19 protein-coding genes and 6 pseudogenes are annotated in these 19,955 nt (G+C 36.9%); 2 read left to right on the top strand and 23 right to left on the bottom strand.

The features are described 5' to 3' along the window. The coding region (locus tag DWX57_RS08180) for a transposase domain-containing protein (protein WP_133300879.1) at positions 1–144 on the top strand (144 nt) is incomplete at its 5' end. Between the two features lie 80 nt (positions 145–224). On the opposite strand, the pseudogene DWX57_RS08175 reads toward DWX57_RS08180, so the two are convergent. The 22 genes and pseudogenes from DWX57_RS08175 to DWX57_RS08075 all read right to left on the bottom strand — a co-directional run. After that, positions 225–1,093 (bottom strand): annotated as a pseudogene (locus tag DWX57_RS08175) (virulence RhuM family protein); the annotation flags it as partial. Between the two features lie 139 nt (positions 1,094–1,232). Continuing rightward, positions 1,233–1,421, bottom strand: coding sequence for a RhuM family protein (rhuM, locus tag DWX57_RS14535; RefSeq protein WP_279230022.1), 189 nt, complete (start codon positions 1,419–1,421; stop codon positions 1,233–1,235). A gap of 13 nt (positions 1,422–1,434) precedes the next feature. Then, positions 1,435–2,169 carry a RhuM family protein gene (gene rhuM, locus DWX57_RS08170; protein WP_279230021.1) on the bottom strand — a complete coding sequence of 245 codons (735 nt, stop codon included), beginning with the start codon at positions 2,167–2,169 and terminating at the stop codon, positions 1,435–1,437. Between the two features lie 377 nt (positions 2,170–2,546). Further along, positions 2,547–3,368, bottom strand: a pseudogene (locus tag DWX57_RS08165) (ATP-binding protein); the annotation flags it as partial. Continuing rightward, a pseudogene (locus DWX57_RS14235) lies at positions 3,366–3,732 on the bottom strand (CDP-alcohol phosphatidyltransferase family protein); the annotation flags it as partial. The pseudogenes DWX57_RS08165 and DWX57_RS14235, both read right to left, overlap by 3 nt. 6 nt (positions 3,733–3,738) lie before the next feature. Then, entirely contained in the window at positions 3,739–4,785 is a 1,047-nt protein-coding gene (locus DWX57_RS08160; protein WP_120123503.1) for an FUSC family protein, read from the bottom strand. Between the two features lie 33 nt (positions 4,786–4,818). Beyond that, complete coding sequence (locus DWX57_RS08155; protein WP_120123500.1) at positions 4,819–5,862, bottom strand: HAMP domain-containing sensor histidine kinase; 1,044 nt, start codon at positions 5,860–5,862, stop codon at positions 4,819–4,821. Then, positions 5,862–6,533 carry a response regulator transcription factor gene (locus DWX57_RS08150; RefSeq protein WP_120123498.1) on the bottom strand — a complete coding sequence of 224 codons (672 nt, stop codon included), beginning with the start codon at positions 6,531–6,533 and terminating at the stop codon, positions 5,862–5,864. Before DWX57_RS08150 ends, DWX57_RS08155 begins: the two co-directional genes overlap by 1 nt. Before the next feature lie 18 nt (positions 6,534–6,551). Beyond that, a pseudogene (locus tag DWX57_RS08145) lies at positions 6,552–6,990 on the bottom strand (phospholipase D family protein); the annotation flags it as partial. 418 nt (positions 6,991–7,408) lie between these two features. Then, a complete protein-coding gene (locus DWX57_RS08135) occupies positions 7,409–8,296 on the bottom strand; it encodes a CPBP family intramembrane glutamic endopeptidase (protein ID WP_120123496.1) in 888 nt (295 codons plus the stop codon). Beyond that, a complete protein-coding gene (locus DWX57_RS08130; protein WP_165852778.1) occupies positions 8,296–9,024 on the bottom strand; it encodes a MerR family transcriptional regulator in 729 nt (242 codons plus the stop codon). The genes DWX57_RS08135 and DWX57_RS08130 overlap by 1 nt, the downstream gene beginning before the upstream one ends. A gap of 164 nt (positions 9,025–9,188) precedes the next feature. After that, complete coding sequence (locus DWX57_RS08125; protein ID WP_118558932.1) at positions 9,189–9,998, bottom strand: CPBP family intramembrane glutamic endopeptidase; 810 nt, start codon at positions 9,996–9,998, stop codon at positions 9,189–9,191. A gap of 359 nt (positions 9,999–10,357) precedes the next feature. Beyond that, positions 10,358–11,734 (bottom strand): sensor histidine kinase, encoded by a 1,377-nt coding sequence (locus DWX57_RS08120; RefSeq protein WP_021737751.1) that lies wholly within the window; start codon positions 11,732–11,734, stop codon positions 10,358–10,360. Then, positions 11,722–12,384: a response regulator transcription factor gene (locus DWX57_RS08115; protein ID WP_120123494.1), complete on the bottom strand. Its 663-nt coding sequence runs from the start codon at positions 12,382–12,384 to the stop codon at positions 11,722–11,724. Before DWX57_RS08115 ends, DWX57_RS08120 begins: the two co-directional genes overlap by 13 nt. Positions 12,385–12,398: 14 nt before the next feature. Further along, a complete protein-coding gene (locus tag DWX57_RS08110) occupies positions 12,399–13,139 on the bottom strand; it encodes a lantibiotic immunity ABC transporter MutG family permease subunit (protein WP_005330844.1) in 741 nt (246 codons plus the stop codon). A 1-nt stretch (position 13,140) separates the two neighbouring features. Continuing rightward, positions 13,141–13,872: a lantibiotic immunity ABC transporter MutE/EpiE family permease subunit gene (locus tag DWX57_RS08105; RefSeq protein WP_120123492.1), complete on the bottom strand. Its 732-nt coding sequence runs from the start codon at positions 13,870–13,872 to the stop codon at positions 13,141–13,143. Continuing rightward, the gene (locus DWX57_RS08100) at positions 13,865–14,578 is read right to left on the bottom strand and encodes a lantibiotic protection ABC transporter ATP-binding protein (protein WP_120123489.1); all 714 of its coding nucleotides are present in this window, start codon (positions 14,576–14,578) and stop codon (positions 13,865–13,867) included. Before DWX57_RS08100 ends, DWX57_RS08105 begins: the two co-directional genes overlap by 8 nt. Positions 14,579–14,933: 355 nt before the next feature. Next, the gene (locus tag DWX57_RS08095; RefSeq protein WP_118016915.1) at positions 14,934–15,350 is read right to left on the bottom strand and encodes a GNAT family N-acetyltransferase; all 417 of its coding nucleotides are present in this window, start codon (positions 15,348–15,350) and stop codon (positions 14,934–14,936) included. 90 nt (positions 15,351–15,440) lie between these two features. Beyond that, the gene (locus tag DWX57_RS08090) at positions 15,441–15,863 is read right to left on the bottom strand and encodes a GNAT family N-acetyltransferase (RefSeq protein WP_055272531.1); all 423 of its coding nucleotides are present in this window, start codon (positions 15,861–15,863) and stop codon (positions 15,441–15,443) included. 177 nt (positions 15,864–16,040) lie between these two features. Next, positions 16,041–16,310, bottom strand: a pseudogene (locus tag DWX57_RS08085) (DUF6017 domain-containing protein); the annotation flags it as partial. Positions 16,311–16,557: 247 nt separating this feature from the next. Beyond that, positions 16,558–16,881, bottom strand: a pseudogene (locus tag DWX57_RS08080) (DUF4314 domain-containing protein). Next, positions 16,881–17,591, bottom strand: coding sequence for a virulence (locus DWX57_RS08075; protein ID WP_120123487.1), 711 nt, complete (start codon positions 17,589–17,591; stop codon positions 16,881–16,883). The pseudogene DWX57_RS08080 and the gene DWX57_RS08075 overlap by 1 nt, the downstream one beginning before the upstream one ends. Positions 17,592–17,765: 174 nt before the next feature. On the opposite strand from DWX57_RS08075, the gene DWX57_RS08070 reads away from it, so the two are divergent. Next, positions 17,766–18,515, top strand: a complete 750-nt coding sequence (locus tag DWX57_RS08070; protein WP_055272225.1) for a SinI family restriction endonuclease — start codon at positions 17,766–17,768, stop codon at positions 18,513–18,515. 54 nt (positions 18,516–18,569) lie between these two features. On the opposite strand, the gene DWX57_RS08065 is transcribed toward DWX57_RS08070, so the two are convergent. After that, positions 18,570–19,952 carry a DNA cytosine methyltransferase gene (locus DWX57_RS08065; protein ID WP_120123485.1) on the bottom strand — a complete coding sequence of 461 codons (1,383 nt, stop codon included), beginning with the start codon at positions 19,950–19,952 and terminating at the stop codon, positions 18,570–18,572. Positions 19,953–19,955 lie beyond the last annotated feature (3 nt).

Genomic DNA, 19,955 nt, shown 5'->3' with positions numbered 1-19,955 from the left:
GCAAAAGCAAACAAGCTCAGACTGTATGAATACTTTAATTATCTTCTTACAGAGATCCCAGAACACATGGATGATAAGAACAATGATTTCTTCGAGAAACTTCTGCCCTGGTCAGATGAACTCCCTGCAGAATGCAGGAAATAATACTGAAATAAAGCCGCTCAGACGAGCGGCTAATTATAGTGGGGGTACCCACAGTGGAGCGTTTACCTGTCATCTGCCATCAGAAATAGATCCAGTCGCTTTGACCAGTCCTCCATCGTCATTGGAATATGACGTTCTGCACGGTCCTCTGCCAAATCCAGATATGCTGAAACGATACGCTCTAACGAACGCATTTCCTTCTCTGAAAGATAATTCTTTGCAACGCTAACATCACTTTTTACAATCTTACCTTCCGGTGCTGCTGCCCAAGTGGTTAATCCCATATGTGGCTTTTCTGCATCGGCTCGCTCGTAAATCAACTCCGCTACTGTATGTCCGTGAACTGCATAATGCATCTTATTTTGAACCTTTGCAAAGAACTGTTTTGTTGTTTTTGCTGTTCGGTCATAATCAAGAGCTGTGGCATAGATATCTGTTATCTTCTGATAAAATCTACGCTCAGACAAACGAATCTCACGAATCTGCTCAAGCAAACGGTCAAAGTATTCTACTGTAAGCACAGATCCACCATTTTTCAGACGTTCATCATCCATGACCCAGCCTTTGATGGTGTAGTCCTTTGCAATCCGGTTTACCCATTTACGGAACTGTACCGCACGCTCGGAATTGACCTTAAAACCTACAGCAATGATCATCTCCAGAGAATAGTGATTTGTATTGTAGCTTTTCCCATCAAGAGCAGTTATTCGAATTTTTCGAATAACTGAATTCTCCTGTAACTCACTGTCCTCGAATATTTTTTTAATATGATAATTGATTGTATTGTTCCTACATCATACAATGTGGCCATCATTTTCTGCGTCAGCCATATATTCTCGTCCTCATAGCGCATCTCTATGCTGTCCTGCTGATTGCCAACAGCGGCAACATAGGTTAAATATTCTGCTGCACTGGAACGGATGGTTATTTCATCCTTTTTCTTTTTCAAATAAGAGGTCTCCTTTTGCAAATACTTATTTATCTCTCCAATATTTCTGACAAATCTTATCAAACTACTTTTCTGTTCTCAATTTATACTTTCTGTTTCGATTTCCACCAACTGGTTCAACATCTTCATCCATGTCTTATTAATTGTCTTTTATATTTTGAATAAACCTATCAAAATCAGAACTAATCTTCTGTGTTTTATTAAATATTTCGTATTCTGAGTAAGCTTTTTCTAAAGCTTTGACATGAGATATTTTGCCATTATCTTTCAAAATATCATATCTTCTAAACTCCAAAAATGCATTTACGCTTTCGGAAAACTCTTCCATAGTAAAAACGTTTTCACGTTCTATTAAACATAGTAAAAACGTTTTCACGTTCTATTAAATCTTCTATGTAATCAAAGTATCCTGTAACAGCCCTCTCTAATTGCTTAATCTGCCTTTCATCAAGATAATTTTTAGCTACTAATACATCCGACTTTAGAATTCTTCCATCTGGTGCATTTTTCCATGTAGTTAAGCCCATATTATCTTTTGTATGATCTGCAGACTCATATACAATTTCAGCTGCAGTATGTTTCGTAATTGCATAATGAAACTTGTTTTGAATTGTCGCATAAAATTGATAAGCAATTTCTGAATCTCTGGTATAGTCAATACTACATTCTGCGAAAATATCCATAACCTGTTGCCAGATTCTTCTTTCGCTTGCACGAATAGATCTAACTCTCTCAAGAAGTTCTCTGAAATAATCCTTCCCGAATGCTGTCTGGCCCTGTTTCAGCCTTTCATCATCCAAGACAAAGCCTTTTAACATATACTCCTTCAGAACTCTTGTTGCCCATATACGAAATTGTGTGGCTTTTTTAGAATTAACCCTGTATCCAACAGAAATAATTGCATCTAAATTATAATAATTTGTCTCATTCTGCTGAATTTTTCCTTCTATTGCTCCATGCCTCGTGGTTGTTGCAATTTTTGCAACAACCACTTTTTCATCTAATTCACCTGTTTCAAATATTTTTTTCAAATGTCTGCTTATTCCGGACTTATCCACACCAAATATCTCAGACATCTCCGTCATTTTCTTTTGAAATGATGGAGATATTTTTATTATGACGGAGATTGTAGAACAGAAAATTGTATCAGGTTGCAAAAATCTTTCCTGAGATCAAGTAAAGAAAAAGAGCATATGGAATTGATTGAATCCATACACTCTATGATTAATAATCTACATATTTAATTTACAGCATCAAAATATCCAATGATTCCTATATATCCGTCTTTCTTCATAGGAGACCACAATGTATGCAGTTTCAGACTATACATCTGGCTATCATTTTCCACCTTCGCTTTTATCTGCACAGAGTATTGATATCCAAAAGTGTTAAATTTTGAATCATCTACAATGAGTATTTTTTGTTTCTTGTCCTTCTTATTTCTCTTTAGTGATTATTGATCAATAAATTGGGCTTCCTCCCTCCCAAGTTTTATATTTCTTATGGTTTTCTTCAACAACTTCATATCAACTGGTTTTGAAATATGAGCATTCATTCCAGCAGCGAGAGAGTGCTGCATATCCTCTGAAAATGCATTGGCAGTCATGGCAATAATCGGGATCGTCTTTGCCTGTTCATGTGAACTTCTACGGATTGCCTCCGTTGCCTCATAACCATTCATAACAGGCATTTGTACATCCATCAAGATCATATCATACTCACCGGGCACGGACTGTTCAAATGCTTCCAAAATCCTTTTGCCATTTTCACAAATAGTACACTCTGCACCTTCAAGCTTTAATAATTCCATTAGGATTTCTGCATTCAACTCATTATCCTCTGCACAAAGGATGCGCATTCCATCCAGAATATCACTATCTGTCTCATGCATTTCTATCTGTTCTGTCGAAGAAACTACTCTGTTCTCCACAATTTTTAGATTTAAGATTACTTCAAAACTACTTCCGCGATTTGGTTCGCTTTCAACCTCAATCGTTCCCCCCATCGATTCAACCAGATTTTTAGTGATTGCCATTCCCAGACCAGTTCCCTGTATTTTGTTTGTTACGGAACTTTCTGCACGAGTAAACGCGTCAAAGATAGTTTCTTTAAAATCAGCAGACATTCCCATACCATTGTCACTGACTATAAAATGATATTTTCCATATGTAGAAGAGTTTGTCTCACTTTCTTCTGCTATAAACTGGATTATTCCACCTTCCTGTGTGTACTTTATTGCATTAGACAACAGATTACTGAAAATCTGCATCAGATTCTGGATAATATACAGAGCGACCGATATGACCATCATTATAGCGCACAAACCAATCAACAGATCTGATACCATCGATGTAATGTGGAACCATATAATATGCATCGCTGCCTGTGTCAGCTTATCAGCCACCGGATCAAGTATTTTTCCTAAATTACTAATCCTATGGAATCTTCTTGCGATATATCAATCAGCAAGATCCGTAAAACCAGACAGCAATAAGATTTCACCAGCTAACAGAGGATTTTTCTTTACACAATAACTCCATATAATTACCGGAATCAGACAAAGCCGAAAAAAAAGAAAGAATATTAGAAACCGTAATAATTCTATTCAATTTTTCTCCCTGATTCACTTCACTCTGCATGTACGGTCACCTCACTTTCCTTTTTTTAGACATAAACCAATAAAATATAACACAAAATGCTAAAGCAAACACAACACCAAAAACATTTTGAATCACTCTAAGACTAACCGCTCCTTGTAGTCCATAAATCTCTGCAGCAATGGCTAAAGCACCAAATGTGTTAAATACTGCCTGCCAGCCATATTGTGCTGAAAATCCTACACCGATTCCACCAAGAATTCCTATATATGCATAGATTGACGAAGGAAGCAGAAAATATAATACTGTAAAACATATAACACCTGCAATATTTCCGACAATCCTTTTACGGACTCTGTAATGCATATCTTCCATAAACGGCAAAATCACGGACATGGCCGCAATACCAGCCCACATTGCACGTGGCATATTACAAAGTTCTGCAATGCAAATGACAATCGGTACGCATAAAATCTGACATATCTGCCATTTTGTTCTGGAAGAAGTGATATCAAATTCTTGTATCAGATCTTTCAGATTTCTTTTATAAGTTCTGTTTTTATGATTTCGATAAAATACGAAACAGGTAAGTGCTGCACCTAAAGCCATTCCGACTAATCGCATCTGATAGCTTTTTCCCGTAACATCATAACCATATAACAGCAGATACCCAAGAACCAATGTAGATTGATTAAACATGAATGGATTATGGCATCCGAACAGAATCAACACAGCCAGTGCCGCAATATTTAACAGCATTCCCGATACCGGTGAAAACTGATTTGCTAAATGCGGACATACAGTCATAATTACAAAGAACAAAGCCAAAAGCATCGTAGATTGTCTGGTGTGGATCCCCAGATCCGCATTTCTAAACACCATGAGACATAATAAGACTACTACACCTACAATGCTGTTCTCATTTCCAAATAGGATGCTGAAAATACTAACAAAGAAAAAACAAAATGCCATTGTAACAGCTATCTTCACCAGATATACCCACATATGATATAATTTTTCTTTTAGTGTTTCACTCTTTTTCAACAGGTTTTTAGAACCTGCCTGATTTAACTGCAACTCCTGATAAAATGTCATATAAATCCTCCCATCTTCTAATTTATCTTAAAACTATATAATCTCATCTTTCTGCTTTGGCAGCTCTATAACAAATCTGCATCCACCATATTCACGGTTTTCTGCTTTGATTGTTCCTCCGGCACTATCTACAATCCGTTTTACAAGTGCAAGACCTAGGCCATTTCCTTCTGCTTTATGAGATCCATCTACCTGATAGAACTTGTCAAATATTCTGGATTTTACATCATCCTCTATTCCTGGTCCTTCATCTTCCAGAATGAACTTAACAGAATCCTGTTCTTGTTTCAGAAACATCGTAATTGTCCCCTTTGAAGGGCTGAACTTAATCGCATTATCCAAAAGATTTATCCAGATATGCATAAAAAGTCCTTCATTCCCAATATATTTAACTTCCTCCAATTCTACCTGAAAACCAATTTCTTTTTCTGTCCATTTTGTTTCCAATGAAAGAAATGCCTGGCGGATCTGTTCATCCAGACGATATTCTGTTTTTTTCATTGGTATATTCTGATTCTCTAACTTGGATAACAGCAAAATATTACCAACCAATCCGGAAAGTCTTTGGGTGTTAAATAAGATTTTTTCTACATATTCCTCTTGATCCGGAGACAGTTCTTCTCCCTGAAGCAGCATTGTATATCCTTCAATGGCATTAATCGGGGTCTTAAACTCATGAGAAACATTAGATACAAAATCCATCTGCAGCACCTCTGTTGCACGAAGTTCTTTTGTCATAACGTTAAAACTTTGATAAGATTCTCCAACTTCTGCTATACGGCTGTTCGTTTCCAAATGCTGTTCAAAATCTCCCTGAGAAACTTCCTTCATTGCTTTACTAAGTCTGGTAATTGGTTCCAGCAACTTTGCATTAATAAAGGAAGTGATCAGCCCTGCAATCAATGTATTGAAAATCAAAAGCCAGCCAAGCACAGGTATGCTGCCCGGCAGATTAAAAAAATGATTCAAAAAAGCAAATAATAAAGCAGATATGACTGTTGAAAATACAAGTGCCAGCCAGATTGCACCAGTCAGACAGGATCGGATCCGCAATCCTTTTTCTTTCTTTTGTTCCATTATTTTTTCACCACCTTGTATCCAATTCCACGCATTGTTACAATTTCAAAATCAGGGTTATCTTTAAAACGCTCTCTGATTCTTCCTATATGTACCTCTATCGTATGTGGGTCTGCCTCCGTCTCGTATCCCCATACTTCATCCATCAACTGTTGTTTTGTAAATGTTCTGCCTGGCGAAGCTGCAAGCTTATATAAAAGCAGGAATTCTTTTTTAGGTAAAACAAGACTTTCCTTATCAGTTGTAACCGTCATTGCATCATAATCAAGCTCTGTTGAACCGATCACAATTTTGTGTTCATTCAGTATCTGTGCACGGCGAAGCAGTGCTCCTACTCTTAAAACCATTTCATTCACATTTACCGGTTTTACCATATAATCGTCACTTCCCGAAAGAAATCCCTGGCGCATATCATCAAAGGAACCTTTCGCAGTGATCATAAGTACCGGTATCTGATATCCTGCTGAACGGAGTTCCGACACCAGTTCATAACCATCCATAACCGGCATCATAATATCGGAAATGATCAGATCAATATACTCTTTATCCAATATTTCTAATGCCAGTGCTCCATCCGATGCACTTTTGACCTGATATCCATTCTTCTCAAGCACTTTTTGGAATAGCTGGCTTAATTCTTTATCATCTTCTACAATTAATATTTGAAACACGATCTTCTTCCTCCTTTATCAGAACAGATATCTTGCCCATCCAAGCAGATGCTGTACCAAAAGTACGTTTCTCTGACGCTTCTTTGTCAATTCAATTGGCTCTACATGATATGGATCATTATAAGTTCCGCCTTCTAATATCTGGCGGGACACTTTTTCATATTCCATCATGCCCTCTTCCAACTGTTTATTAATATCTTCACTGCGTATTATTTGTCATGATAGAAAAATCTGAAACGTTCTCTGCAATCTCCTCCCATGTATTATACATCATATCATTACAGATAATATGTGGCGTGTGGATCTTCACACGATTTTTTGCATTTTTCATCAATTCTCCCAACTGATACCACACTACTGGTTCTTTGGAACCTGTGTGAATAGGATTTGACACTAATGTAATCTTTTCTGTCTCAAAAGTTTCGTCCGTATAATCGGTCTCGCAGATTCTTTCCTTATACAATACAAAGTCAATCTCAATTTAACCTCAACAAAATTTATTTTTCATCCAGTAATCAGATCTACGCTGACAGTCACAATCGCCTTTCCTGTCTGGAACGACTCCTGCGTCAATTCATCGACCATTGTTCTGTCCTCCCGATATTATTTTCTCTATGCTTCCTGTCCTGTGTGGGTGGTCTTACCCACAGAATACCATTTTTGCTATACATCAGGTATCCTCCTTCTTTTTTATTTGAACTTCTGGACAATTTGTCCAAAAGCTGCTTTCTTGTTCTTTGTCCATGAAAGGACAAAAAAAGAGCATTCATGCTTTTACACATAAATGCTCTGACGCTGTTTTATTATAAAATTGTCTTAGCTGTTGTTCCCTACAAACTGAAATTTGTTAGTGCGATTGAATATCCATTTAATACTCAATCCCTCTTCTTCTTTACACAAATAATGACCGCCATAACAATCATCGGAATCATACTGATAATACCGATATATGCCGGTCCCAGTATTGCCATATTGGAATAATCAGGTTTTACCAGATATGCAAAAATAGTAAATGCATTGGTAGCACCATGCATAAGAGATGGCAACCAGATGGTCTCTGTCTTTTCATATACATAATCAAATAATATCCCCATCATAATAGTAGCGACACAGAACACAATCGGACCAAGTACCGGTGCGCCAATATATTCTTTACCATACTCATATCCAGCCAAAATCATAATCGGCCAATGCCAAGCCCCCCAAATAGTACCACCTACAATTCGACCCTTAGTAACACCCAGCTTCTTCTTCAAATATGGATACAGCGCACCTCTCCAACCGACCTCTTCGCCTAATGCAACAAACATATTCATAAATGGTGCAACAGTTACCGCCTGAATGCTAGTAATTAACAAATACATTGGCATAGTGATACCTTTTGCTTCAAACTGTTCCAACGCTCCCGCTTCCTCTAAAAGACCTCTTAACGTCATAAATTCAGAGTCAAATGTATCCGGGAAAATCACAAAAAACAAGACCCCTCCAAGGATACTTAATAACGCCGGCATCCAAAGGGCAAAGAATACATAACGAAGTTTCCCTTTTAAATGTGGTACCCATCCCATACCTTTTAGTGGGATTCTGGCTACCAGTACACCAAGGAACGGCATAAACATGGTAATCATCACTATAACAGTAAACACTATCTGATTTCCATTATTACTAAAAACACTTGCTATCATTTCTAAAATCCAAGCTAGTCCAAATGCGACTGCCATGTATATCACAAATTGTTTCTTACTCAAATTAATTGTTTCCATTATGCATCCACCTCTTTTCTATATACTTCCAAACTCCAAATTTTCCTCCTACAACTAGGACAAGTTAACTTTCTCATCTTTGGATTATGATTTGCCAACAGAGTTTCCATTTTCCTTGGTTGAAATCTGGTATGGCATTCCGGACAAATATACTCTATCCGTTTGTACCAATAGTTTGCTAAAAAGACAGCACAAATAGTATACACTGCCGTAGTTACAAAAAATGGTATCCAAATTCCTTGTAATATACCAATAACAAAAGTTACAATTCCTGTGATTTCTACAGGAATTCCTACGATCAGCATTTTTTTGTACATTTTCTTTCGCTTTTCTTTTTCCTCCATAATTGACGATATGTCATGAATTGTTTTTTGTGAGCCATCCTTGAAAGAAGTCAAAAAATTTCTTATATTTTTTATTTTTTCTAATTGCTCTGTTTTTTTCTTAATATCTGCCTGAAGGTTTTTATTCAGTTCATCAAGCAAAAGTTCAATTACTTTTTTAGACTCATCAGATTCCAATATTTCAGCAATATCTTTAATAGAGATATCTAAGTCTCTCAAAAAGCATATTGTTTCCAATGTAGCAACATCCTTTTCAGAGAACAGTCTTCGTCCTCCCTCTGTCAAATCCGTTGGCACAAGAATACCTCTTTCATCATAGTATTGAATGGTTCTTACTGAAACATTACACTTCTTTGCAAGTTCTCCTGTTGTATATAATGACATATCCTGCCTCCTTTCAAGGCCCATATTAGTATATAACGCAGCGTGACAAGCAATATATCACGCTGCGTTATTTTTTGATTTTTTCAAATAATCAAATTTTTATATCAAACCAGACAGCGAGAGAAATTCAAATTCACCACCAGCAAATTCAAATTTGGGCGTGACTATACATTATCTCTTTGAGTTGTTTTCTGAATAGCACATACCCCCATAATAAACACACATACAAAAAAAATCACCAATCCCCAGAATATACCTCCAGAAATATCTGGCTTATTGTAAAGAATAAAATCTGGCAAATTCGCAACGGCATGGGCTATAATGCATACCCATAATGACTTAAACTTATAGAATATATATCCAAAAACAAACGCCATTAGTGCCGCACCAACTGCCAGCACAATTCCACCTGCCATTAAATGCATCAGACCAAACAATATAGAACTTACTATAATAGCTGTAACTGCATTTGTGGTCTTTTCAACGCTTGAATAAACAATTCCTCTAAGTGCAATCTCCTCCGAAATCGGTGCTATCACTAATAAATTAACCACCATCATTATAGTACCAAACAACGGAATTACTTCGTTATAGAAACCAACTGACTTTAATATCATCAGTGAGTTTTCCATAGATACGTTGTACGTACATAATGCAAACAGAAACGAGAACGAAAATGTTATCAGCGACGCCAAAACAACATTATTCACTTTAAAATGGTTAAGCTTCCATTCTTTCTTAACTTGCTTTTTGCGAAGTTTAAAAACAAAATACAGAATCAATACAGTCAGTATGCCCGAAATTACAGTCATCCCTAAAATATTATTATTAGCAAACTCCATTATCAAAGTTTCATCATGGAGACCGTTCGCCGCACCTATTGCACAAAATACTATAGATAACAATACTTGTAAAATCATTGTCAATCCAAAATACAGAACAAAATAAGCAATTGCTTTCCATATACCCTTCATATTTTCAAGCCTTTCATTGTTAATGCAATCTTTCTAACAGATTATAATCTACTAACATCAATCTAGAAAATTCCGATTTGTAAAACTGTTGCATTGATTATATCAAAGAATCATGCTTGCAGCAATCCACTTAAAACGAGAGGCAGGTTTGTCCTCCTGCCCCTAAAAAAGGAAGGGAAGGTGAAAAATATATAGTCAACTGCTTTTTCCAGCAGCTATGAATCGTTACTTACCATAGAAGTCATGCCTCCTTCTTCCATGAGATTACAGCAAACGTAGTAGTAATGTCTATCAAAAGGCTTTTACATATTAGATAAAAGCATGTAAAATTTCTTTTACATAGCTTAATTGCGGTCTATTTAGCTTGTTTCTTGACTACTCAGGAAAAATATTTCTACCCTCGCCCCACCTGTATTTTCAGAATTTGAAAGTTTAATACCTCCACCATATTTTTCAGCCACAGTTTTTGCAAAAAATAGTCCCATCCCATAATGGGCTTCGCCATTTCTACTTGTGTCATCCATAAAAAACTGCTCTGTGCCATGCAATAATGCTTCTTTTGTAAATCCTGATCCGCTATCCTCCACAATGAATGTCAGCCGGCCATCCTGCTCCTTTGCGTCAATATAAATGATTCCATTTTCTTTTGTATGCTCCACTGCATTCTGAATCATATTCATTACGGCCCGGAACATTGGATCATAAGCAATCGTTACCTTTTTATCACTTTGTCCCGCCTTCCAATCTATTTTCTGGTGATAGATTTCTACCAGTCCGAGTGCCTGTTCCTTTATATCTGCGAAAAAATCTTCTAACCTCACCGTTGTATAGGTAACATCACTGCAATTCCATGATTTTGTGACATCTATCAACTGTTTTACATAACTTTGTATCTGTGTTGTGCCGTTCAAAACATAAGTGATATTATTCTTCTGTTCTGTGGTCAGTTCAGTCTCTGAAAGTAGTTCTGCATTTCCCCGTACAATCGTAAGAGGTGTTTTAATATCATGCGCCAAAGCAGACATCTGTTGTTTCTTTTCCTGCTCTGTTTTCCACTGCTTTTCTAAAGATTCTCGCAATGCATCTCGCATATCATCGATTGCCGATAAACAGTCATCAAACTCTTTGATACCGGAACAGGATGTCTCATATTCCAGATTTTGATCCTTTATTTGTCTGATTGCGTCTAATACAGGCTGCATCTGCTTTTTGATTCTTTTTCCAAAACGTATGGACGGAATGATGATAATCGCTACCGCTCCAATCACTGACATAATACTCATCACATTCTGTGGTTCTATAAAATGCTCCCTCAAAAAAGCTGAATGATATTGAGGTGTCAGGCGATATTGCAATACAACATATTCATTTTCCCTTACAATTACTTTATAAAAATATTTCCCGGATGCGTTTCCGTACTTTGCAACATTCCATGCTATCTGTTCGTATTGTTCTGACAGATCTCCACCTATTTTCTCTCCATTCTCTGAAAAGATTACATAATCACAAAGTGCAGGAATCATCTCAGCAGTTACTTTATCCGCACGTAAAATCGTATCATATGCTTCATTAATCTTTTGCTCTGCATAATTCGCCGGATAGATACAGCCCACACTAATCAAAAGGGACAGCAGCAGCCAAGCAACAATCACCAAACCTACTAATGATCCAAGCATGACCAGTACATATCTCATAAAAATCCAGCTGAGTGCATTGCTTCTCTTTACTCTTCCCATTTATATCCAATCCCCCAGACTGTTTTTATCGGTGTATAATCATAATCCGCAAATTTTGCTCTTATATTTTTGATATGCGTGATAACGGTACTGTCATTACTCTCACTGTCAAAACCAAAGACCTCTTCTAAAATCTGTTCTTTCGAGAAAACCTGTCCCCTGTTTTTAGCCAGGAATTCACAAATTTCGTACTCCGCTTTCGTAAGAGGAAGTTCCTTATCATCAACCAATAGTTTCTTTTGAGATATTTGAATACAGACCCTCCCAAAAACCATCCGGACAGAATGTTCCCTGTGCTCTCTTCTAAGATGTGCATGAATCCTTGCCCGAAGTTCCATCACTCCAAATGGCTTTGAAATATAATCATCTGCTCCCAACGAAAGTCCGTTCACCAGACTTTTTTCCTCCGTTTTTGCGGTAAGAAACAAAATCGGACAATCCACAAGTGCCCTGATTCTTTTGCATAATTCAAAGCCGTCCACTCCAGGCATCATAATGTCAAGTAAAATCAGGTCATAACGATGTAATTCTTCCATATTAAATTTCAGCGGATTACTTACTTTGGTAACCAGATGTCCATCCTTATTCAAAATGCTTTCTATCATTTCCAGAATTGCCGGTTCATCATCAACTGCCAGTATTTTTGCCATAGTTTCCCTCGATTCTATTCCGATATTCTGTTTCCTTCCCAGTGGTTTACCCACCAAAAATAGTATACCATACTAATCCCTGTAAATATTAAGCAACCTGGTATGAATGACAACCATTCACCTACACTAGTTTCTCCCAATACAGATTGCAAATAAGTATATGGTACTCTACCCGTCCAGCAGACAAATACATATTTCCACACATAATCTCCAAGTCCGGTAAGCATCAATGCACTAATTAGTCCTGATATAATCCCTGCTCCAATGGATACCCCTTTTCCAAACTGAAAAGCCAGAATCAGCTGCCACAGATAAAGTGGAACACTGCTTCCCCACAGCAGCAATGCTGCAAATATACATCCTTTCATGATTTCGATATCGCTTGATGCGATTCTTCCAAATCCAATTCCGAATATGATTGCTGTCAATAGGATAGAGCACAGACACAAAACCAGTAGCATCAACAGTTTCGATAAAAATGCTGCAGGTTTATCCGGTAAAGACAACAGATTTTGAAAATCACCTGCATTTTGTTCCTGTTCCATCACACTTGCTGTAAAAATTCCAATAAGTACCGGAAGTCCTGCTCCTATTGCCTGATAAAATGCAATCACTTTCATATTTTCATTCCATGGTGAAAAAAAGTAATATATTAAAAATATAACGCTGGTTATAATCGGAATCAGTAAGTGTGCCAGAATCACAGATGTTCCTTTCATCTTTCGCAAGTCTGCATTAAGAGATCTTCCAATCATCTTATTTCACCTCTCTTCTCTCAAACCATTTCAAAAACAGAACCGTTACAAAAACAAACCAGATGATTGAGAGACACATTCCCGGAACAATGACTCCCGTATCCAAAAGAGGATTCCCTGCTTCTGCGGCAAGTCCATTTGGTAAAACATGAAGCAACGGGCACATCATTCGCATAGGGATTGCAGAAACAAGTACATACCAGATTCTGGTTTGTGATATTACCACACCGCTGACGGTAATAAATAGGCAGACGAACAAGTTTACAATCATTCCAAATCGTTCACTTAAAAATAAAGCTATCGGAATCTCCCATAACTCAGAAACCGTCAGAAACAATACTGCAATCAACGCTCCTCCAACTGGAACATGTGTCGTTAGAAGAAAGCCTCCAAGCGTTGCTCCTGCAAACACAATCACATTAGAAAACAAAATCATGTACCCAATATAAATAATTTTCCCCAGCAACAATTTTCTTCTGTCTGTGGGAATAGTCATTAAATGATAGTATTTTATCTTTTTCTCCTGCGCCACAGAAAGATAACAAAATAGAGCAATCATCCCCGGCAGCAAAAGTGTATACCACCAGTTCCAAACACTTTCTGCATAAGCATTTGTCATCCCAAGAGTAAATATAAATGCCATGACAAATGTAAGAAGAGGAAATCCCCAGATAAACTTTTTTCGCATGGTTCTTTTGGCTTTTTGATGTTCTGCTTTTATAATATTAACCATGGATTTCACCTGCTTTCTGGTTTTTTCTTACCACATTCATAAACAAATCTTCAAGATTATCTCCCTGCTTTAATGCTCCTTCGTATCCTAAGATTCCACCTGAAATAATCCCGACTTTATCTGCAAGTAACTGTACCTCTGAGAGAATATGACTTGAGAGAATTACAGTGATTCCCTGTTCCGGAAAAGACCGGATCAGCTCTCGTAATTCCTCGATGCCTATTGGATCTAATCCATTCGTAGGTTCATCCAATATCAAAAGTTCCGGTTCTCCAAGCAATGCCATTGCAATGCCTAGTCTTTGCTTCATCCCCAAAGAAAACTGTCCTGCTTTCTTCTTTCCGGTGTTTGTAAGTGATACAATCTGCAAGACCTCATCAATTCTGTTTTCATCTGTACTAAGCAATAATTGTCTTACCTTCAAATTCTCTCTGGCGGAAAGATTTTCATAAATAGGCGGATTTTCAATTAACGCTCCTATTTTTGATAAATCTTTCCTATCCAAAAGTTTTCCATCAAAGTAAATCTTTCCTGCAGTTGGTTTCATCATACCGGTCAGCATTTTCAATGTGGTAGATTTACCAGCGCCATTCGGTCCAAGCAGTCCATAAATCTGTCCCTTTTCGATATTAAGTGAAACATTATTTACCGCTTTCTGTTTTCTAAAATATTTACATAGATTTTGTGTCTGTAACATCATTTCCATCTTTACTATCCTTCCTTCTATATTTCATTTCTTACTGAAATATAACCTAACAGAAAAAAATAAAGATTTGATGAAGATTTATTCCCGTATGGAATAAACCATCAATTGAATATCATTATCAGAACTCGGCTTTCCACTGAAATCAGCAAAGCTGTTACAAATACGAAGTCCTAATTTACAGAATATCTCCGTGATTTCATCCAAACTATATAAACCTCAACCTACTTGTGCTTAGAGTATATGAAGTTTTGGCTTTATCTTGTAGTTTGCGAATATCCGTATAAATAGAAAAAACCCTTTGAGAAAAGGATTTCTCCTCTCTCAAAGGGCAAGTTGGCAAACTGGAATTTTAATATTACTCGACATGATGAAAAATTTTTAATCTTTGTGCCTCATTTGCTTCAAATCCAAATTTTTCATAAAAAGGTATCTTATCTGGAACCGCACATAGCTCCACAAAAATATCTGTTCCTTTTACTCCATTGTTATTTATAAACCTTCTTAATTCATCTATTAATATTCTTCCAATACCTTTTCCCTGATATTCAGGTCTGACAACAACATCTTTAATATAATAATTAAGTCCCATATCACCATTCATTCTTGCCATAGCAACAATGCAATCTCCGTCCCATATAGAAACTCTAAATATGGTATGTTTCATTGCTAGTCTTGTTTGCTCAAGAGATGGTCCATCTCCCCATACTGTTTCCCATAATTCAATAAATTGCTCTGCTGTTAGTTCGTTGTATTTGATTTTTAAATCTAACATATATTATTTCTCTCCAATACTTTGTATTATAAAATCAATCAGATTTACAAATTCAAATTTTCATGTGTTCGACAAACTGGAATTTGTTATTTATATCCTCTTAATAAATCTCTTTTGTTCTTTGTCATCTCTATATCCATTAGTCCTATAGAACTTATGCGCTTCAACTCGAGTGGTTCCAGAATTCAAACGAACAAAGTGAATATTTTTTTCTTCGCTCCATTGTTCAACAGCTTTCAATAACAGACTACCAATCCCTTTATGACGATATTCCTCAGCCACTGCCAAGCCCAGAATATTTACCATTGTATCATAATACAATACATCATACTTTTCTGCATGAACAAAGCCAACTACCATATTATTTATTTCCGCAATGAATACAATTTCTCTTGAATCATCCAATTTCTTCATTTTTGACTGCACTAATTCTATTCCGCAGGTATAGCCTAAATCCTCGCCACAAATCTTGCATATTGCAGCACTATCACTTGCCTTAGCTTTTCTAACCACAAACACTTATATCCTCCTATAAATTCCGATTTGTAAAACTGTTGCATTGATTATATCAAAGAATCATGCTTGCAGCAATCTCCTTAAAACGAGAGGCAGGTGTGCCCTCCTGCCCCTCAAAAGGAAGGGAAGGTGAAAAATATATAGTCAACTGCTGTTTCCAGCAGTTATGAATCGTTACTTACCATAGAAGTCATGGTTTACTTCTGCTTTATAGTAATTACTACATGTTACCGGAGCATTATACAGTGTCGTGAGCATATAGCTTCGTATGTTGCGAAGGCATTCCAGCACATACTCCATCGTATGAAAATCTATCTTCTCCAATCTGCTCCGAACAACATCATATGGGAAATCATATTTATTGATACGGATTACTGGCTGTTTAACCGCTATGGTCTCAACCATCAGCTCCACCAATTCGTTTATGTCCATCTTCTCTGTAGTATGGTCTGCTTTTTCATTTCTGCAATCTGGTTTGTGATTTTCTCGCTCATTCTATGTACCTCCTGAAAAGTATTCGCTTTCGTTGTGTACATATATCACTCTAAAGCACATAAATTGGAATACCACTACTGGACAAAGATACACACCTTTTATTGTGTATCTTTCCAGTGGTTTTCTACTCTTCTCCATCCGTGCAGACAGCCTTTCCCATCGCAAGTTCCGCCACAATCTTGGCATATCGTTCCTGCTAACTTCCTTCGGAACCCGCCATTGCTTTCATATAAAATTCCAAAGCCTCCTCCCGGCTGTCCCATACTTCCTCATCGTTATAGCAGATGACTTTCACGGTATTCAGTTTTCTGCAGGAGTCCTCTCCATAGACAACCCCAAGGCAGCATCCGTTGTCCCAATGCACATGGATTGTACCTGTGTCATCCACCTCTGTAACAGTTCCCTTCGTGCCACTTGGAATATCTCAGTATGGGTCGTTCATGGAAATAAGTTCCACTCTTGAACCCGCCGGGTACTGTTCCTTTACCTTATTTACAACATCTCTTGATGGGAAAAACATTACTGCTCACCCCCTTTCTTCGCTCCTGCCTTGAATGCAGCCGAGCCATCCAGTTTTGAAAGAAGGATTTTTCTGTCTGCCTTGAATTCATCACCGATGAACCCAAGCCTTAAAAGGAAACATCTGAATGCGTATTTCTCATTCTTATTTTCCTTTGGCTTTGCGGTCACTCTCTTCTGCTTTTTACTCATCTCGCAAATGGCTGATATAAATTTAGTGTAGGCAAGTGCCTCTTCCGGCTTTACCTCTTCAAACCAAGGGAAGTTTACAACCTCGTCTTTTTCTTCAATGTGAACATTCTCGATTCCCAAGGCTTTCTTTATCAGTTCGCCTTTTGCTTCAAGCAGGCTTATTAAGTTTCCCATGTCCACTTTTTCAAGTGGTATGGAAACCGTAAGTCCAAGGCTCTCGCCCGTTTCTGCCCCTTTATTCGGCTCACTGTCGGGTTCTTCTGCCCCCTTTTCATTGTTGTTCCATTCTGCCGGGCTGACCCCTGTTGCCAAAACACAGGCATCAACAATCGGTGCAATCTCATCAAGGTCATCAAAATCTCCGAATTCCAATTCGCCATTCTTTCCTACCGTAAAGTTCCCAATTTCGTAGGCGCAAGAAGGAACTCCGAGGTATTTTGCCTTACCCCCGATTTCCTTCTCGATTGCCTGAACCATAGCTTTTCGTTTGTCCTTTGTTACATAAAAATGTAGTACCATGTTTTGTACCTCCTTATGATTTTTTTGGTATGTACATATATCACTCTGAAGGCACATAATAGCAAGCTATTTATTTCACATACCTCTTTAAAACATTGTCAAAACACACTTTATTGTAAATATGTAATAATTGTAATATAATAACTGTAAAAAATAGATCAGGAGGTAATGCATATGCCATCACTTAATAAATTTGAAAAATCAATCGAAAAGATTAGTGAAATATTTAATGAAAAAATTGCCAACAACCCTTACTCAAAAGAATTAAGAATAATATTTAATGTAGGTTTACAGAGTGAGGATTTAGCTTTGTTTCCCAATATTCGTTCTGCATCATCTTGTTCTGATTACATAGAAAAATGGATTAAATGCTATGTAGATGCTACCCAAAACCCACCTAGCAAAAGAAAGGCATCTCCTAAAGGAAGTTGCAATGATCCTGCTTTAGAAAATATCGTATACTATGCTACTGGAGAAGAAAAAAAACAAATAAAACGTATGCTAGTATATCACAATCTTTTTATGAGTGCAGAAAATATTCAGGGTAACTTATTAGAAGAATACATTAACAATAATATACAGAAGTATGGTTGGGTATGGTGTAACGGAACCGTTCTTCAAGCAATTGATTTTTGCTCAATTGATGGAAGCGTACTTTTACAGATTAAAAATAAAAACAACACCGAAAACAGTTCATCTAGCAAAGTACGTAAGGGAACTACTATAGAAAAGTGGTATCGTCTTGGTTCTCGGAAAAGCAATGGCAAAATATTACCAGCATACAAATGGGATATACTTAATGATATAATTAATTCACATGTTATTACAGATATTAAACCAAATTGTAAAATGACTGAAGACGATTATCAAAATTTTCTAAAACAAATTATCAAGGCTAATTCTGATATCATTTCTGAAGAATAAAACATTTTGTGGCAACCAATCACTATGACGGTTGCCACAACATTGTATTAAATACTATTTTTTTCTACTTTTTTCCATTTCTTTTTTCATGAATTGCATCCATGAAATCTCATCGGTGTTCTTATATCTTGAATACGAGAAACCTGTATTTTCGTACTTTATTCCGTTCATATCATCAATAATAGTTTTTGCAATTGCCTCACCTAATTTTACTGGAACAGCATTACCAATTTGCTTATACTGATCCAAAATACCACCACAAACTTTCCAACTTTCTGGGAACTCTTGAATACTCTTGTATTCTTCAACACTTAATGGTCTGTCCTCTGTTGGATGAGCCAAGTCAGTAGCTGGCATTGTTGGATTAGTAACCAATGTTGGTGATGGTCTGCTATATGATAATCTTCTTAAAAATCCTGTCTTTCCACCACCCAAATAAAATGACTTTCCCAAAGCTTCCTTCTGTAAGTCTAACGGAAGATCTTTCCAATATTGTCCTTCTTTTAATATTCGATAGTATTTTAATCTTTTCTCTGGAAACTCAATAAAATGATGTTCTACATTCATTGGAAGATTATCATCAAACGCATCTCTCAATGTACGCCATGCTTTCAATCCATCAGTTCCTTCTTCATTATGTGTAGGTTGAAGGTAACTGACTTTACCTCCACCTAGTTTTCCAATAATAACTACACGCTCTCTAATTTGTGGAGCCCCAAAATACGCAGCATTATATAAATTAAATGAAACCGTGTAGCCAATTTCTTTCAATTTATCAAGAATAATCATCATTGCGCCCCCTTTAATAGGTTCTTCAATGTCTTTATACTTAAAAGGAGTTGACAATAGGCCTCTAACATTTTCAATAACAACATATGTTGGTTTTATTTCCGAAATAATACTTAAATACTTTAGAAAAACATTTCCTCGTTCATCATCAAATGCCTTTCGATTCCCAGCTGTACTAAATGCCTGACATGGTGGTCCACCAAAAATCACATCAACCTTTCTTCTTTCTGGTATCTTAGCCATTTTCAGAATCTCTTCTGCTGTAAAATCTGTAATATCTCCTATCAGTCCAATTTCAGGTTTATTTTTGGCAATAGTCATTCTGCAAGCCTTATTAAACTCACAAGCTAACAAAGCATCTATCCCACCATTTTTCATTCCAATATCTAATCCCATCGCTCCTGAGAAAAAACTCAATGCGACTATTTCCGGAATATCGTCACTCAACCGCTCATGATCATCCGGTTCAATTACCACGTCATTTTTTTCTATGTATTCATTTAAGTCTTCGATGGATGTCAACCATTGGTTTCCAACTCTTTCAGCATTAAGCATACCATTTTTTATAAGTAGTCTCACAGATTGAACAGTCACTTTTAATTTTTTTGCAACCTCACCTGCAGTGAGCAAATTATTAGTATCAATCATTGG

This window comes from Coprococcus sp. AF19-8AC, assembly GCF_003603115.1.
Lineage (GTDB): Bacteria > Bacillota > Clostridia > Lachnospirales > Lachnospiraceae > Coprococcus > Coprococcus aceti.
Note: the sequence above shows the minus strand (reverse complement) of the source record. Positions and strands in the feature narration are given on the sequence as shown.